The following is a 16241-nucleotide window of genomic DNA, read 5'->3' on the forward strand; positions in this document are numbered from 1 at the left end:
CTGAATTTGAAATGTGATCCGGACAACTTCATTTGAATACAACAGAAATAAAACTTATTTTTGTAGATTATAATAATTCATATGGCAGCATCGTTACTATTAAAATATTTTCCTGACCTTACGGAGAAGCAGATCGAGCAGTTTTCCCAGTTGGAAAAACTGTATAATGAGTGGAATGAAAAAATCAATGTGATCTCAAGAAAAGATATGGAATCGCTGTATGAGAAGCATGTTCTGCATTCCTTAGGTATTGCAAAAATAATGGAATTTGCACCCGGAACAAAAGTACTGGACATTGGAACAGGAGGAGGGTTCCCTGGAATTCCCCTGGCAATTTTATTTCCGGAAACAGAATTCACTTTAGTTGATTCTATCGGAAAGAAAATTACCGTAGTGAAAGCAGTGGCTGAAGAAATCGGGCTGACGAATTTAACGGCGGTTCATGGAAGAGCAGAAAAAGTAAAAGAAAAGTTCCATTTCGTGGTAAGCCGTGCTGTCACTCAGATGCCGGAATTCCTGAGATGGCTGAAGGGAAAGTTTGAAAAAGAACAGTTTAATCCCAAGCATAACGGAGTTTTATATTTAAAAGGCGGCGATCTTGCAGAAGAATTAGCCGGAATTAAATGTGAAATCTTCAATCTTAAAAACTATTTTGATGAAGAATTTTTTGATACTAAAAAAGTGATTTATGTATCAAAAGGCAATTTTAACTCCTGATTTTATTTAAATAAGGAATAATTTTTGCTGAATTTTTATTAATAATCGGTAAATTTAAGGTTATGAAAAAACTTTTAAATATTGGATTTTCTGTATTGTTTTCAGGAATGGTTTTTGTTTCCTGCGAAGACGATGACTACCAGACTGTGCAGTCCGTAGAAAAGATAAGAATCGACAGCGTGAAGGTGATGCAGGATACTATGGATGTATATTCAATACAGAGCATTAAGACGTATTCTACCTATTCGTCACAATGTGAGGGTTTTTACGGATATGATTACATTCATGACAGCAATCTGGAAAGATCTGTTACCGCTTATAAATATACCACAGATGGACCTTGTACGCAGGAAACTCATGTTGGAGCCAGCCAGATCAATTTCAGTCCGCGTCAGACAGGGACATATACATTTAAATTCTGGAATGGCGGAAACAGCTGGATCACCAAAAAAATTGTAGTAGAATAATAATGAAATGGATTTCACTTTGCTTTTTCCTCTTTGCTAATGCTCTTTTTGGGCAGAAAATTATCTGGCAGGAAGAACGTAAGCTGGTTTGGGATAACTTTAAAAGTCCCATAAACAGAAAAAACCATCCCGATGTGGCCGCATATACCCACTGTGGCTGGGAATATTCTGTAGTGAAATCGACCAATCCTAAATCTCCGGTTAAAATTGAGATTACGGCTATTTTTAATGAAGACAGATCCTGGAAAGATATCAAAAAAATAAATGAATATATCCTGCTGCATGAACAGAAGCATTTTGATATTGCGGAATTGTTTGTGAGAAAATTCAGGAAAGAAATAGAAGAAAAGATTAAAACTTCCGGCGATTACAATAAAAATTTTAAAACAGTCTACAGCAAAATATCAAACGATTACAAAAACTTCCAGATGTCCTATGACCGGGTGACAGAACATGGAATGAATAAAGAAAAGCAGGTAGAATACAATGCTCTCATTGCTGAAGAACTGGATAACTTAAAAAGCTACAAAGCCTCTTGAAATTTCTCAATAAGATTATCCACGAACTGCTGGCCCAAAATCCAGACCTCTCGGAGTTCAATATTGTTCTGCCCGGAAAACGTCCCATTGTATTCATCAGGCAGATCTTAGAAGAAAACAATTACTCAGGATTTCTTCCCAATTTCTTTACCATAGAAGAGCTGATCGACAGGATTGCGGATAAGCAGCCTGTCCAGGGAATCTCTCTGTGGCTTTTTGCCTTTGATGTCTACCGGAGCCTTGGCCTTATCCCGAAAGATGATTTTGCTGACTTTTTAAAGTGGTTCCCGACGCTTCAGAAGGACTGGGACGACATCCTGAAGTTCTCTGAAAGTGATGAAGCCGTTTTGCAGTATATGTTTGATGAAGAAAGAATCAAAGAATGGGCTCAGGATCTGGGTGAAGATGATAATGTTCCCCGTAAAAAATTCCTTAATTTCTGGCAGAATATGAATGTTTTTCTTCCGATTCTAAAGAAGAAACTGAAGGAAAAGAACTGGGCAACTTCCGGAATGATCCATGAAACCGCTAAATCCAAGATCGCTGATTTTGCTGAAAATACTTCCGAACACTTTGTATTCTGTGGTTTCAATGCTTTTACACCGGTGGAAGAGAAGCTGGTAAGAAGCCTGCTAAGGAGAAATAAAGGTCAGTGTTTCTTTCAGGCAGATCATTATTATTTTGATGATGAAAGACAGGAAGCCGGAAAATTCCTCAGGAATCATAAAACATGGAAGGAATTTGATGACAACAGGGCTTTTCAATGGATAGAGGATGATTTTAACCAGCCAAAAAATATCAGGGTTTATGAAGTTTCCGGAAATGTAACACAAACTAAGGTCCTGCCCGAAATATTTAAGGAAATTGAAAACAAGACCTATTCCAACACGGCCGTGGTATTACTGGATGAAAATCTTCTTCCTGCAAGTCTTGATGTGATGTACGGTGTTGAAAACCTGAATATTACCATGGGTTTCCCTTTGAAGAATCTTTCTTTTTCCAATGCCATAAAACAGCTTTTCTATTTGCAGAAACAACTTGAGAAAAATAAGTCTTCCTATTACTACAGAGATATTTTTCCGATCCTTGAAGAGCTTCCGAAATCTGCTGAAGATGAGTTGATTATCAGTAATTTCAGGACGAAAATAGAAGAAAGAAATATCGTATACATATCAAAAAAACTTTTAGAAGAGCTTCTGAGCGGACTTTCTTATTATGAACTTCTTAAAAAGGCTGATCATACAGGCGTTTACCTGGATATGCTTATTGCTTTCTGTAAACGGATCAAATGGCTGGAAATAGATGATATCCAGTATGAAAACGTTTCCCATTTTGAAAATGCATTCAGGATTATTAAAAATCAGCTCAGTCCCTATGACTTTGAGATCAGAATGGAAACGCTGGAGATCCTTATCAACCAGCATGTTAATTCCGAAAGTATAGACTTTCAGGGGGAGCCGCTCCGCGGGCTTCAGATCATGGGACTTCTGGAAACCCGTCTTTTGAATTTTGAAAATGTTATCATGCTTTCTGTGAACGAAGGAAAACTGCCTTTGGGAAATTCACAGAATACTTATATTCCGTTTGATATCAGAAGGTATTTTGATATGCATACATTCCTGGAAAATGACAGTATTTATGCGTATCACTTTTACAGGCTGATCCAGGATTCTCAAAATGTGCATCTCCTGTACAATGCACTCAGCTCCGGAGTGAATACCGGGGAGAAGAGCAGATTCATTACGCAGATAGAAATGGAAAGTTCCCATAAGATAGAACACCTCATTATTGAAAATTCTTCTGAGCCTATTGCTTCACAGCCGATAGAAATTCCGAAGACAGAGATCGTTCTGGAGAGGCTTCAGAAATGGAAAGAAAAAGTATCTGCTTCACACCTTACCAGTTATCTTTATAATCCGATAGATTTTTATCTTTCCAAGATATTGAAGACCTCAGAAACAGATGAAATTGAAGAAGAACTATCCGTTAAAAACTATGGGAATTTAGTTCATTATTCACTTCAAGAAGTATATGAATTACTCAAAGGTAAGATATTAAAAGAAAAAGACTTACAGAATTCAATTAAAGAAATAGATCAATATATTAATATTGCTATTGAAAAGCTCAAGCACCAGCCTGAATTCTATGAAAAAGGAATGAATTTTATTCACAGGGCTATTGCTAAAAAAGTGATTGAGAATGTACTTAATTATGATCTTGAACTGGTAAGAAGTGGCAATACTCTGGAGATTTTAGACATCGAAAAAAGATTCGAAAATGTAGATTTCTATCTGGATCCCACCGACAAAATTTCTTTCTTCGGGTTTATTGACAGGATAGACCGCCTGAATGGAACTTTAAGAATCATTGATTATAAAACGGCTAAAATCAAAAATCTCACGGTAAAAATTGATGAAAACAACGTAGATGAATATTTCCATAACAGCGAACGGAAACAGGCTCTCCAGCTCTGCATTTATCACTATGTGGTACAGAATCTTCCGGAGTTTTGGGGACTTCCTATAGAAACAGGAATCTGGAGTTTTGCAGAGGCTAAAAAAGGAGTGGTCTCCCTGCAGTTTGAGAAAGGAAATATTGATGATGCCATGCAGTCTGTAAAGAATCTTATTCTGGAAATATTGAATCCTGATCTCAGTTTTATTGAGAATATCAAGCCTTACTCCAATTAAAAAATGCACTTCATTGCTGAAGTGCATCTAAATTGAAATGAAGAATATACTAATACTATTGTCTTATAATTTTACTTTTTGATTCACAGTCCTTCCATTATGGCCAGTAAACTGAACTACATAAATTCCCGGTTCTAAGCTTTTTGATTCAAATTCTGATTTATTGATTTCCTGCTGAAGGATCAATGCACCTGAAATAGTGTAGATGCTTACGTTTTTAATGCCATTATCTGCTCTGACGATGATCTGGCGGTTTTTCGTAAATATTTCCGCTTTATCGGCTGGTACTCCGCTTCCCATCGTTTTTCTGAACTGCAGATTATAATATTGAGTGACAATTTCAAAAGTATTGTTTTGACTGACAATATCTTTCATATTAATTCCGCTGTTCTCGCTGTAATCTTTTCGGGAAACTGTTTTTAAAAGATTTTTTTGATCATCAAAAATATTGACAGAGATCAGTTCTTCCTGTGGTATTTTCAGTTTTAAAATACCGTTGTTTTCAGACTGTATGATCTCATTTTCAGGAACTTCTACAGGTGTACTTTTAACGTATGGAAGTAGTTTTTGATCATTATTTTGCTGTACTTTTAAAAGATAAACTCCATCTTTTAATGACGATAAACTGTTTTGTGCTCCAGATTTACTTACCGCTTTTTCCTGATTGAAATCTGTAATTTCAACCAGCTGCATATTACCAAGATCCGGCTTTAACTGGGAAGAATAGAGTGAAGGAGCTTCAGACTGGCTGTTTCCCTGCTGTTTTGAGGTCAGTATTGCCCATTCGTTCAAAAGACCGCCGCTTCTAAGGGTGTTGAATTTTGCATTAGATGCAAGTGTAAAAGGAACGATCCCTCCTACATGGCCTAAAGGCCCCCAGAATAGTGATTCCAGCTTATATTTGTTCAGATCCCACCAGGCATAATATCCACGTTGCACGTCAATGGTTTTAGAGGTATTTTCCGGTGGAATAGCCAGATCTACAGTGGAATGTCCCAAAGTCATAGGTGTTTTGTTGTACCAATCGTACACATCTTTAGGTTTCATGCATTGTCTGAGATTATTATTCGGATTATTGGTAACATCATTGACGAAATTCTGAGTAAAAAGATTTCTCCAGATCACCGGTCCCCAAAGAAGGCCTCCGTTGTCCTGAACGACATGATAATTGTATTTATCCAGGTATTCAGGAGAGATAACCTCCGAAATGCTGGTATTGTAGGTTTTATAGCCCGTATTGTTGCAGGTATGCAGAACATTGGCCAGGAAAGATGTGAACGGATAAAAATCCTTTTCCAGAACTCCTTTGTTTAAGGTGACCCCTGAAAAATCATAAGGTCCGTCTCCCATATAAGCATATTTGAATTTCAGTTGGGTAGGATTGGAGGTATTCAGGCTTTTTAAAGTTGACATGGCGGCGTGCGCACCCTGTGAATAGCCTGCCAGGAAATATTCATCATAGCGCTTTACCCCTAATTGCCCCAGAACTTTATTGGCTGCTGTTACAAAGTCTATTGTTGCACCGGCTTCAGTAGCAGCATCTACGTAAGGATGAACTCCGTCTCCGCTTCCCATTCCTACATAATCAGGTGCCATCAGAATATATCCATTGAGCACATATGAAAGTTCCACTACAAATCCGGCTGTTAAAGCTCCTTTAAAGTTGGACGGAACATTATTCCTGCTGTCGGTGGTTCCGTGGTCAGATACTACAGTAGAAAGTTTGAAATTGACATTAGGATACATCAGCAAGCCTGTAGCTTTTACTAAAACATTCTTTTCATTTTTGGTGTAATAAGTTATTTTGTAGCCCTTAAGCCCCACATTGAATCCATTGAGATAACTTACAAAATCCGGTGCGTTTTGTTCCCCAAGATTGTTGGCGATGAAATTGACAACGCCCTGCGGGGTCAGATCTAGTTTCTGTTCGAAGTTAACAACATCTCCTGCCTGCTGTGCAAAAAAGAATGGTGCTGTGAAACTTAATAAAATTGTAGATAATTTTTTCATATTAATATTTTTTGATGTTATTAAATTAAATATTTCTAATAAACTCTTAATAATATTAATACATCAATAATTATTCAATGAATATAAGTTCTCTGCAAAGTGAGTAAAATAAGGAGTCCGGCCATTCGGCCGGACTCTTCTGATAAATATGTTCTTAGAATATAAACCCGGAAAATAGGAAATAAATTTTTTAACCATTAAGAAAGGGGTAAGTTTTTAAGAATATTAAGGTGAGCGCATATTAAAGCAATAAAGCTTAAAAAAATCTTGGATTTTTTCTTAACTATTCTTACCTCCTTAATCAATCTTAATGTTTTAAATAACAGCAGCAGGGAAGGATTTGTTAAAATTTCATGTTTATAACGTATAAAAAAACTGCCTCTAAGGAGGCAGTCTTCGTTGTATGTTCAGCTTTATTTAGAAAGCATTTATCCCTGTAATATCCAAACCGGTGATCAGTAAATGTACATCGTGTGTACCTTCATATGTGATCACAGATTCAAGGTTGGCTGCGTGTCTCATCATCGGGAATTCACCCATGATTCCCATTCCGCCAAGGATCTGTCTGGATTCTCTTGCGATATCAATCGCCATTTTCACGTTGTTACGCTTAGCCATTGAGATCTGTGCAGGACTCGCTTTATGGTCGTTTTTAAGGTTTCCTAACTGAAGGCATAATAACTGCGCCTTTGTAATTTCCGTTAAGAATTCAGCTAATTTCTTCTGCTGAAGCTGATAAGAGCCGATCGGTTTGCCAAACTGTTTTCTTTCCTTAGAATATTGAACAGCGGTGCAGTAACAGTCAATTGCAGCACCTATTACACCCCACGAAATTCCGTATCTCGCTGAGTTCAAGCAAGATAAGGGCCCTTTTAGCCCTGTTACTCCAGGAAGTAAATTTTCTTTAGGAACTTTTACATCATTGAATACCAGTTCTCCGGTTTTCGATGCTCTTAAGCTCCATTTATTGTGAGTCTCAGGGGTGGTAAAGCCTTCCATTCCTCTTTCAACGATCAGTCCCTGTATTTTTCCTTCTTCATTTTTTGCCCATACTACAGCGATGTCGCATAGTGGGGAATTGGTAATCCACATTTTGGCACCGTTCAGAAGATAATGATCGCCCATATCTTTAAAATAAGTTTCCATTGAACTTGGATCAGAACCGTGGTTAGGCTCAGTCAGTCCGAAAGAACCGATCATTTCCCCTGCAGCAAGATGCGGAAGGTATTTTTTCTTCTGTTCCTCAGAACCGAATTCATTGATAGGGAACATCACCAGCGAGCTCTGTACCGAAGCAGCAGAACGCACAGCAGAATCTCCTCTTTCAAGTTCCTGCATAATAAGACCGTAAGAAATCTGATCTAACCCTGAACCGCCATATTCAACCGGGATGTATGGGCCTAAAGCTCCAATCTTTCCCAATTCTTTCATTAAGCCCGGAATATCAGTATGATTTTGCGCGGCCTGGTCAATCTGCGGCATTACAAAACTTTCCACCCAATCTCTTACCGATTGACGGATCAGTTTGTGTTCTTCAGTAAGTAAAGCATCAATTCCGTAGTAGTCTGGAATGCTTGTAAGAGGATAATATGACATGATTTTTTGATTTGCCTAAAAGTAACACTTTTCGCTGGTTTGGAAAATTTTTTTGTAAATCTTTATTGCTTTTGATTTTCAGTGAGATAGATGGCAGCCTGAAAGATTTGAGTAAAAATACAGCCTCCTAAGATTCCTCATCATTAGAGATAGGATACTGGTTGGCAGCATTGTGTACCTTCGTTTTGAACTTATACAGATACGGAGCTTTATTGGCAGATCCGTCATACAGTTTCTCCAGCCTGTCCAGAATATTTAAGCTTAATATCTTGCGTTGGAAGTTATTTCTCCTGAATTTTTGCCCCAAAATAGTTTCATACAGCGACTGAAGATCTTTCATTGTAAATTTTTCAGGAAGAAGATTGCTGGCCGCTACTTCGGTATTGATATTCATACGAAGGTATTCAAGCCCCGTCTCTATAACTCTGTCATGATCGAAGGCCATCTTGGGAAGTTTATTAACCTCAAACCATTCACAGCTTTCGTTGAATGCATCCGGAAAAGTATTGGCAACGGAAAAGTCAATAAGGCTGCAGTAACCTACCGTAATAAATCTCTGGAAAATCCAGTGGTCTTTCGGAACCTCAATTCCTTTATTACTAAGAAGGATCTGGTGGACATTATTCTCCGTTCGGTCGATTCTCCCAAAAGTGTGAAATTGTTTTAAAAAAAGGTTCTGAAGATGGGTTCTTTCATACAATACTCTCGCAGCGGCTTCACGAAGGTCTTCATCATTGAAAACGAAACCGCCGGGAAGCGACCACAGATCCAGATCGTGGTACTTCAGAAGCAAAACCTTCAAAATATTATTGTGAAAACCAAATATTGTGCAGTCAACAGATACGTGTGCTACAAAATCTTTTGTATCAATAAGTTCCTGAAGGGTTTCTTTGTTTTTGGTATCCTTGATTTTCATGGGAGTAAAAATAAAATTATTTTCTATAATTTCTTTCCTGCAAGCCTAAAATATATTAAACTCACTGTAAAAAGCACAGAAACAGCAAGTAATATGTAAAGCGGATAATAGTTTAACAGCTGTTTTCCGAACAGGACAGCCATAATAATTGAACTGACAGAGCTGCCAAGCGATGAAAAAATGACAATCAGGGATGTAAACAGGTTGATTTTTTCCTTGTCAATCTGTGCTATCATTTTTGAATTGATAACAGGGTAGAGCGGTGAAAGGAAAAGTCCGATGACCGGAAATAAAAACAGAATAATATCGGAATTCACAGAATCAAAATACTGGACTTCTAAAATAATTAACAATACAGAGATAATTAAAGAAATGCATAAAATATAATATCTCGACAGAGAAAATCTCTGAATGATATTGGCTGTTGCTGTTCTGCCTGCATAAGAAAAAAGGGCCAGAAAAGAAGTGGCCTGTAAAGCAAAAAATGAATTGACATTCAGGTGGTTTTTATAAAAAGAGGGCAGCCATGAATTAAATCCCTGTTCTACAAAGACGATAAAAAAAACTACGGCAAGAAACATAATTGTTGCAGGCTTTACGAATACTGAAAGCTCAGCAATAAGACTTTTATTCTCCATTTTTTTGGCTTCTGAGATATTGAGCTTTGAAAACAGAAATATCGTTACTGCACAAAGTATTGTTATAGACAGGAAACCGAACTTCCAGTATTCGGAATAGCGGCTGGAAATGAGCCATCCAAAACCGGTATTCACGATAAAGATACCGACCATGAATGAGGCTTCCACGCTGTTCATCATTTTCGCAAGAGATTTTTCATCTGAAACATTGTTCCGGATAATTCCGAAAACACAAATCTTTCCGACGGCAAAACAGGTCCCGATGATGGCAAACCATACTTTATAAAACCAAAAATCTTCTATAAAAGGGAGAAGGGATGAACAGATTCCGACGATGACCAGAGCTGAAATTAATGCTTTTTTTGTTCCTGTCTTACTGATGACATTCACTGCAAAAAGTGAAATAAACGCAATGGGAAGGTCCTTAAATGATTCTAGAAAACCTAATTTTTCATAGGTGATCTTTGCTTCTGAAAGCTGAAGGATCACAATGCCCATGCAGTTCAAGACCATTGAAAAAATAAGGAAGGTCAGTTTTAGTGGAAGCGAGATCCTGGAAAGCTTGGCTGTCATTTTGGGGACTTTATTTATTGTTTTTTTATGATTTTTTTATGAATTATGAAGGAGAAATAAGGCCTTCAACTCCCAAAAATAAACGAAAAATTAAAATAATTGTGAATACAATGTTAATTTATTAAAAAAAAATATATTTTTATTGTCTCAATTTGAGAATTAAAAAACTAACTGTATATGAATCTAAGAGTATCAAGAAGCCTGGGGGTGGTTGCTGTACTATATTTTACAGCTAATTTCAACGCACAGACCAGCGTAAAAGACACTGTTCCGAAAGAGAATAAAATAGAGGAGGTCATCGTGATCGGTTACGGTACACAGAAAAAAAGTAATGTGACCGGAGCTATTGCAAGTATTAAAGCCAGCGACATAGAAAACATTCCGGCTGGTAAGCCTGAGCAGGTATTGCAGGGAAGGGCTGCGGGTGTTTCCGTAGTGACGAATTCCGGGCAGCCCGGTGCCGCTGCTACTGTAAGGGTGCGTGGAATTACCAGTTTTGGCGCAGGTAGTAACAGCCCTTTATGGGTAGTAGATGGTATTGTTGTAGACAATATCGGATGGCTGAACCAGTCTGATATAGAAAGTATGGAAGTATTGAAGGATGGGGCATCATCTGCTATCTATGGGGTTTCTGCTGCAAAAGGTGTAATTCTGGTTACGACAAAAAAAGGAAAGAAAGGAAAGCTGAGTCTTTCATATAATGGTTTTTATGGTTTCTCAAATGCCTCAAAAAAGCTGGATCTTCTGGATGCTACTCAGTATGCAAATATCATCAATGAAGGTTTTATAAATGATGGGCAAGCACCGAGATATACCAATCCTGCATCTTTTGGAAAAGGTACTAACTGGCAGGATGCTATTTTCGGGACCGGTGAAAAATCATCGCATGAAGTAAGCATTACAGGAGGTAATGAAAAGTCAACATACTATACATCCTTTGGATATTTCGATCAGACGGGTATTGTAATGAGTGATATTTCCTATTACAAAAGAATCAATGCCAGATTCAACTCAACACATAAACTTACAGATTACCTGACCATAGGCCAAACCTTTGCGTATACACACGTAAAATCACAAGGGGTAAGTGCCAACGAAGAATTTGGAGGACCATTGGCTTCAGCAGTTAACCTGGATCCTACGACTCCCGTTGTCGTAACAGATTGGTCTATGGTAGACCCAAGTGGTTATAACAACTCTTATATTATCCGTGATTCTGAGGGCCGGCCGTACGGAATTTCCAGATATGTCAATAATGAAATGACCAATCCTAAAGCTTTCCGTTACTTACAGCAGGGAAATTACAATTGGTCGGATGATTTTGTGGGAAATGTTTTTGCAGAGCTTAAGTTTCTTGATCACTTCACTTTCAAAACAAGTTTAAATGGCAAAAAATCCTATTGGGGTAGCCGTACTTTCACACCGAAATATTATTTAAGCCCGAATTTTAACAATACCAGCTTTAACAGTCTTAATAAGGTAGACGAAAATAAATTCGAATGGAGTATGGAAAATACTCTGACCTATCAGAACAAATTCGGCGATCATAATTTAAGTGTATTGTTGGGACAGGGAGTTTACCGATACAACATTGCTGGCGGGGCAAGTTTAACTTATAGTAATCTGCCTATTGATAATTGGCAGGATGCTTCTTTCAACTTTGATATTTCTCAGGATGATATTACAGCAAAAGGATGGGATGGAATTGAAACCCGTAAAGCATCTTATTTTGGTAGAATCATTTACGATTATGCAGATAAATATTTATTTACAGGAACTATCCGTAGAGACGGTTCTTCAAAATTTGCCACGAATCAGCATTGGGGAACTTTTCCGTCTATGTCCTTAGGATGGAATGTTCATAAAGAAAACTTCTGGCCGGAGAATAAAGTGGTTAATAACTTAAAATTAAGAGGAGGTTACGGCGTTTTAGGAAATGATGAAATGGATAACTTCAGATTTGCAAGTTTCATGGTTTCTGGAAGTAATTATACCAACTCCAGTAATAATATCATCATTGGTTACGCGAAAAGTACTTTGGAGAATCCCAATCTGAAATGGGAACAGACAAGCCAGCTGAATATTGCTGCGGATTTAAAATTATTAAATAATTTTACTTTGACAGCAGACTGGTATAAAAAGAAAACTACCGATATTCTCAGACAAATCAATATTCCTGGTTATGTAGGAGTTCCTGTTTTACCTTGGTCAAATGTAGGTGATATGGAAAACACAGGTGTTGAACTTGAATTAGGCTATAAAAAGAACTGGGGGGACTTCGGTCTATCAGTTAACGGAAACTTTGCTACCATTAAAAACAAGGTTTTACGCTTGGAAGACGATATAGACTATTTCAACCTTGCTTCCTTCCAGACTATGGGAGCGGTATCCAGAGTAGCAGTAGGACAGCCTTACGGATCATTTTACGGATACACGTATAGTGGTGTTTTCCAGAATCAGACACAAGTCGACAATTATATAAACGCTAACGGAGGAAAATTATTACCGGACGCAAAACCAGGAGATTTCATCTGGCAGGATAATAACGGCGACGGTAAAATTGATGACAATGATAAAGTAAACTTAGGCAGCTCTATACCGAAATATACTTTCGGACTGACCGTGAATCTAAATTATAAAAATTTCGATTTTATGATGTTTGCACAGGGGCAGGCTGGTAACAAGATTTTCCAGGGTTTAAGGAGGTTGGATATTCCTGATGCGAATTATCAGACAAGAATCTTAGACAGATGGACAGGAGAGGGATCTACTAATGATAATCCAAGAATTACTCGTAATGATACTAATCATAACTATTCCTGGATGTCAAATTACTATCTTCAAAAAGGAGATTATGTCCGTTTGAAAATTATCCAGCTAGGCTACACACTTCCTCAGGATGTTACAAACCGTTTTGGAATGAGCAAGGTAAGACTGTATGTAACAGGAGAAAATATCTTTACTTTCACAAAATATACAGGCTATGATCCGGAAATTGCAGGAAGAAATAATTCCGAACAAGACATAATAGGAGTTGACAGAGCTTACTATCCACAAGCCAGAACATTTTTGTTAGGTGCTAATATCCAATTTTAATAATGAACAAAATGAAAAATAAGAATTTTATATATAAAGGGCTTGCCGTTGCTTTTCTGACAGGTCTGAGTTTTACCAATATGGGCTGTAGTGATTCCTATCTGGATGATGTAAAGAATTCAGGCTCTTTTAATACCGATCTGTATTTTCAGAATGAACAGCAGTCTTTTAGCGCACTGATTTCCGTTTATGACGGCTTAAGAAAATATTCGTCGGGATTCGAAAATACAGTTACTTTCTTTAACGCAGGATCTGATGATTTTTATTCCGGAGGAGGAAGTTCTAATGATGGTGCAGGTATCCAGGGAATGAATAATTATATGATCAACCCTAATACAATGCCTGCCAGCTACTGGAGAGACTATTATCAGGGAATTGCACGTGCTAATCTTTTAATAGAGAGAGTTCCGGGAGCTTCCATGAGTGAAGATCTTAAGAAAAGATATACTGCAGAAGCTAAAGTTCTCCGTTCTTTATATTATTTTGAGCTATTAAGAATGTTTGGAAATATTCCTTTAATTCTTAAAACTGTAAAATTTGATGATGACTACTGGAATGTTCCACAGGCCAAGCCAAGTGAAGTCTATGCCCAGATAGAGAGTGATATCATTGCTGCTATTCCGGATCTGATGATGGCACCAAGTATCAGCGATAAAGGACGAATTACGCAGGGAACTGCCAGAGCTATATTAGGTAAAATCTATCTTTATGATAAAAAAATGCCTGAAGCTGCTGCACAATTTGCCCAAGTAAATGGTACGCCCGGAGGAACCAGCCAATATGGATATAAACTTGTATCCAACTATGCTGACCTATTCAAAGTGGGACCGGAAACGGCAGATCCATATAAATTTTCAACAGAATCCATCCTGGAAGTCATGCATACCAATAAAGGAAGCTCCGACTGGGGATTCTGGGGACAGGGCAAAGATGAAGGAAACTCTATCAACGTAATGGTAGGCCCTCGTTCTTATTCCTTAAAAAATATTCCTAATAATGATGCACCGGATATCTATTCGGGCTGGGCATTTAATACCGTGACAGAGAATCTTGTCAGCTTTATGCAGGGAGATCCAAGACTGAATGTGACTGTTTTTGATGCAAAAGCATTGGTAACAGCAGGTAAAATCACTTATGCACCTGCTTTTGCAGATACCGGATACTTCCTTAATAAGTATTTACCTACGAATGCTTTAAAAAGCTCACTTCCAGGACCTGCAGAACTTAACTTTAGGCAGAACTATATCGCTATAAGGTTAGCAGATACCTACCTGATGGAAGCAGAAGCCTTAGGAGGTGCCGGAGGTAGAGCACAGGCTCTGTTGGATGCCGTGAGAGCAAGAGTAGGTTTAGCGCCAGTTCCTGTTTCTTTACAGGCTATTAAAGACGAAAGAAGAAGAGAGCTTGCCGGAGAAGGACACAGATGGTTTGATCTTGTAAGATGGGGAGATGCTCCTTCTAAGCTTGCCTTCAAAGGATTTAAAGCAAATAAAAATGAGATTCTTCCCATTCCGTTCAATGAATTGCCGAATACGGCTATGCATCAAAATCCAGGCTACTAAAACATGAAGTTTCACAGTTTATATAGTTTCTTTTTTAAAGGTACTGCGCTGCTTTGCGGCGTGGTACTTTTTCCTGTATCATGTGCGTCGGTAAATGGTGATAAAGAAAGTATTCAGTCTTGGCTTACGAAAGGAAATGAAAGTGTAAAATTGCAGCAGCAGAGCCCGGTTAGGTTCACAACAAATATCAATAACTGGCAGAATATTGAAATTGATGATACCCAAAAGTTTCAATATGTTGACGGTTTTGGATATACCCTGACAGGAGGAAGCGTTGAAGTGATCAACAGGCTTTCGTCTTCCAAACGGAAAGCACTTCTGAATGAACTTTTCGGGAAAGATAAAAATTCAATTTCCATAAGCTATCTGCGGTTAAGTATTGGAGCTTCCGATCTCGATGGTGAAGTTTTCTCTTACGACGATCTTCCGGAAGGCCAGACAGATCCGACACTTTCAAAATTCAGCCTGGCAAAAGATAAAGATCTGATTGCGATGCTGAAAGAGATCTTGGCCATCAATCCCGATATCAAAATTATTGCCGCTCCATGGTCATCTCCGGTTTGGATGAAAGACAACGGGAAATCCAAAGGAGGAAGCTTAAAGCCTGAATTTTATAAAGTCTATGCAGAATATTTTGTAAAATATATTCAGGGAATGCAAAAGGAAGGTATTACCATTAATGCCATTACGCCTCAGAACGAACCTCTGCATCCCGGAAACAATCCAAGTCTGTATATGCCGTCTGAACAGCAGAGGGATTTTATCAAAGGTTATTTGGGTCCTGTTTTTAAAACCAACCACATCAAGACAAAAATTGTGGTTTACGATCATAACTGCAATAAACCCGAATATGCCCTTGATATTCTGAAAGATCCGGAAGCTTATCAATATATTGACGGCTCGGCTTTCCATTTGTATGAAGGAGATATTTCGGCGTTAAGTACGGTGCACAACGCATTTCCCGATAAAAATTTGTATTTTACCGAGCAGTGGACAGGATCGAAGGGAACTTTTAATGAAGACCTGAACTGGCATGTTAAAAATGTACTCATCGGTTCTATGAGAAACTGGAGCAGAATTGCTTTAGAATGGAATGTAGCGAATGATCCGCAGTACAAACCGCATACAGACGGCGGATGTACAGAATGTAAAGGGGCAATAACAGTTTCCGACAGTGAAAATTTTACCAGAAATGTTTCCTACTACATCATTGCGCACGCTTCTAAATTTGTACCTGCAGGTTCCCGGCGTATTGCCTCCACACAGACAGAAACACTTTCTACGGCAGCCTTTAAAACTCCTGCCGGAAAAACAGTACTTATTATCCAGAACGGAAACAGTACAGAGGAAAGTTTCAATATCAAATATAACGGAAAGACCGCTCCGGTTATCCTTTCAGGAAACTCGGCAGCAACTTATGTTTTTTAATTTAATATT

11 protein-coding genes are annotated in these 16241 nt (G+C 38.1%); 7 read left to right on the forward strand and 4 right to left on the reverse strand.

The window, feature by feature from the left end; all coding sequences use genetic code 11:
• The first annotated feature begins 81 nt into the window (after window positions 1-81).
• The 4 genes from rsmG to AC4IFE_RS17140 all read left to right on the forward strand — a co-directional run bounded on the left by rsmG (window position 82) and on the right by AC4IFE_RS17140 (window position 4413).
• Window positions 82-717: a 16S rRNA (guanine(527)-N(7))-methyltransferase RsmG gene (gene rsmG, locus AC4IFE_RS17125; protein WP_490758354.1), complete on the forward strand. Its 636-nt coding sequence runs from the start codon at window positions 82-84 to the stop codon at window positions 715-717.
• Between the two features lie 62 nt (window positions 718-779).
• Window positions 780-1184: a hypothetical protein gene (locus AC4IFE_RS17130; protein ID WP_490758355.1), complete on the forward strand. Its 405-nt coding sequence runs from the start codon at window positions 780-782 to the stop codon at window positions 1182-1184.
• A gap of 2 nt (window positions 1185-1186) precedes the next feature.
• Window positions 1187-1723 carry a DUF922 domain-containing protein gene (locus tag AC4IFE_RS17135; RefSeq protein WP_490758356.1) on the forward strand — a complete coding sequence of 179 codons (537 nt, stop codon included), beginning with the start codon at window positions 1187-1189 and terminating at the stop codon, window positions 1721-1723.
• The gene (locus AC4IFE_RS17140) at window positions 1720-4413 is read left to right on the forward strand and encodes a PD-(D/E)XK nuclease family protein (RefSeq protein WP_490758357.1); all 2694 of its coding nucleotides are present in this window, start codon (window positions 1720-1722) and stop codon (window positions 4411-4413) included. The genes AC4IFE_RS17135 and AC4IFE_RS17140 overlap by 4 nt, the downstream gene beginning before the upstream one ends.
• Before the next feature lie 63 nt (window positions 4414-4476).
• On the opposite strand, the gene AC4IFE_RS17145 is transcribed toward AC4IFE_RS17140, so the two are convergent.
• The 4 genes from AC4IFE_RS17145 to AC4IFE_RS17160 form a co-directional block, all read right to left on the reverse strand.
• The gene (locus AC4IFE_RS17145; RefSeq protein ID WP_490758358.1) at window positions 4477-6423 is read right to left on the reverse strand and encodes a T9SS type A sorting domain-containing protein; all 1947 of its coding nucleotides are present in this window, start codon (window positions 6421-6423) and stop codon (window positions 4477-4479) included.
• A 417-nt stretch (window positions 6424-6840) separates the two neighbouring features.
• Window positions 6841-8019 (reverse strand): acyl-CoA dehydrogenase family protein, encoded by a 1179-nt coding sequence (locus tag AC4IFE_RS17150; protein WP_490758359.1) that lies wholly within the window; start codon window positions 8017-8019, stop codon window positions 6841-6843.
• 127 nt (window positions 8020-8146) lie between these two features.
• Window positions 8147-8935, reverse strand: a complete 789-nt coding sequence (locus AC4IFE_RS17155; protein ID WP_490758360.1) for an NUDIX hydrolase — start codon at window positions 8933-8935, stop codon at window positions 8147-8149.
• 23 nt (window positions 8936-8958) lie between these two features.
• Complete coding sequence (locus AC4IFE_RS17160) at window positions 8959-10146, reverse strand: MFS transporter (protein WP_490758361.1); 1188 nt, start codon at window positions 10144-10146, stop codon at window positions 8959-8961.
• Window positions 10147-10323: 177 nt separating this feature from the next.
• Here AC4IFE_RS17160 and AC4IFE_RS17165 point away from each other — a divergent pair, with 177 nt between their 5' ends.
• From AC4IFE_RS17165 to AC4IFE_RS17175, 3 genes are read left to right on the forward strand one after another with little or no spacing between them, the layout of a single operon-like run.
• A complete protein-coding gene (locus tag AC4IFE_RS17165; protein ID WP_490758362.1) occupies window positions 10324-13242 on the forward strand; it encodes a SusC/RagA family TonB-linked outer membrane protein in 2919 nt (972 codons plus the stop codon).
• A gap of 11 nt (window positions 13243-13253) precedes the next feature.
• Window positions 13254-14804, forward strand: coding sequence for a RagB/SusD family nutrient uptake outer membrane protein (locus AC4IFE_RS17170; RefSeq protein ID WP_490758363.1), 1551 nt, complete (start codon window positions 13254-13256; stop codon window positions 14802-14804).
• Between the two features lie 3 nt (window positions 14805-14807).
• Window positions 14808-16232 (forward strand): glycoside hydrolase family 30 protein, encoded by a 1425-nt coding sequence (locus AC4IFE_RS17175; RefSeq protein ID WP_490758364.1) that lies wholly within the window; start codon window positions 14808-14810, stop codon window positions 16230-16232.
• Window positions 16233-16241: the final 9 nt, after the last annotated feature.

This window comes from Chryseobacterium sp. UF-81 (assembly GCF_058245105.1).

Excerpts from the sequence above, each read along its gene's own strand:
- AC4IFE_RS17160 (WP_490758361.1), bottom strand. The coding sequence starts at position 10,146 with ATGACAGCCAAGCTTTCCAGGATCTCGCTTCCACTAAAACTGACCTTC.
- AC4IFE_RS17165 (WP_490758362.1), top strand. The coding sequence starts at position 10,324 with ATGAATCTAAGAGTATCAAGAAGCCTGGGGGTGGTTGCTGTACTATAT.
- AC4IFE_RS17130 (WP_490758355.1), top strand. The coding sequence starts at position 780 with ATGAAAAAACTTTTAAATATTGGATTTTCTGTATTGTTTTCAGGAATG.
- AC4IFE_RS17175 (WP_490758364.1), top strand. The coding sequence starts at position 14,808 with ATGAAGTTTCACAGTTTATATAGTTTCTTTTTTAAAGGTACTGCGCTG.
- rsmG (WP_490758354.1), top strand. The coding sequence starts at position 82 with ATGGCAGCATCGTTACTATTAAAATATTTTCCTGACCTTACGGAGAAG.
- AC4IFE_RS17170 (WP_490758363.1), top strand. The coding sequence starts at position 13,254 with ATGAAAAATAAGAATTTTATATATAAAGGGCTTGCCGTTGCTTTTCTG.
- AC4IFE_RS17135 (WP_490758356.1), top strand. The coding sequence starts at position 1,187 with ATGAAATGGATTTCACTTTGCTTTTTCCTCTTTGCTAATGCTCTTTTT.
- AC4IFE_RS17150 (WP_490758359.1), bottom strand. The coding sequence starts at position 8,019 with ATGTCATATTATCCTCTTACAAGCATTCCAGACTACTACGGAATTGAT.
- AC4IFE_RS17155 (WP_490758360.1), bottom strand. The coding sequence starts at position 8,935 with ATGAAAATCAAGGATACCAAAAACAAAGAAACCCTTCAGGAACTTATT.
- AC4IFE_RS17145 (WP_490758358.1), bottom strand. The coding sequence starts at position 6,423 with ATGAAAAAATTATCTACAATTTTATTAAGTTTCACAGCACCATTCTTT.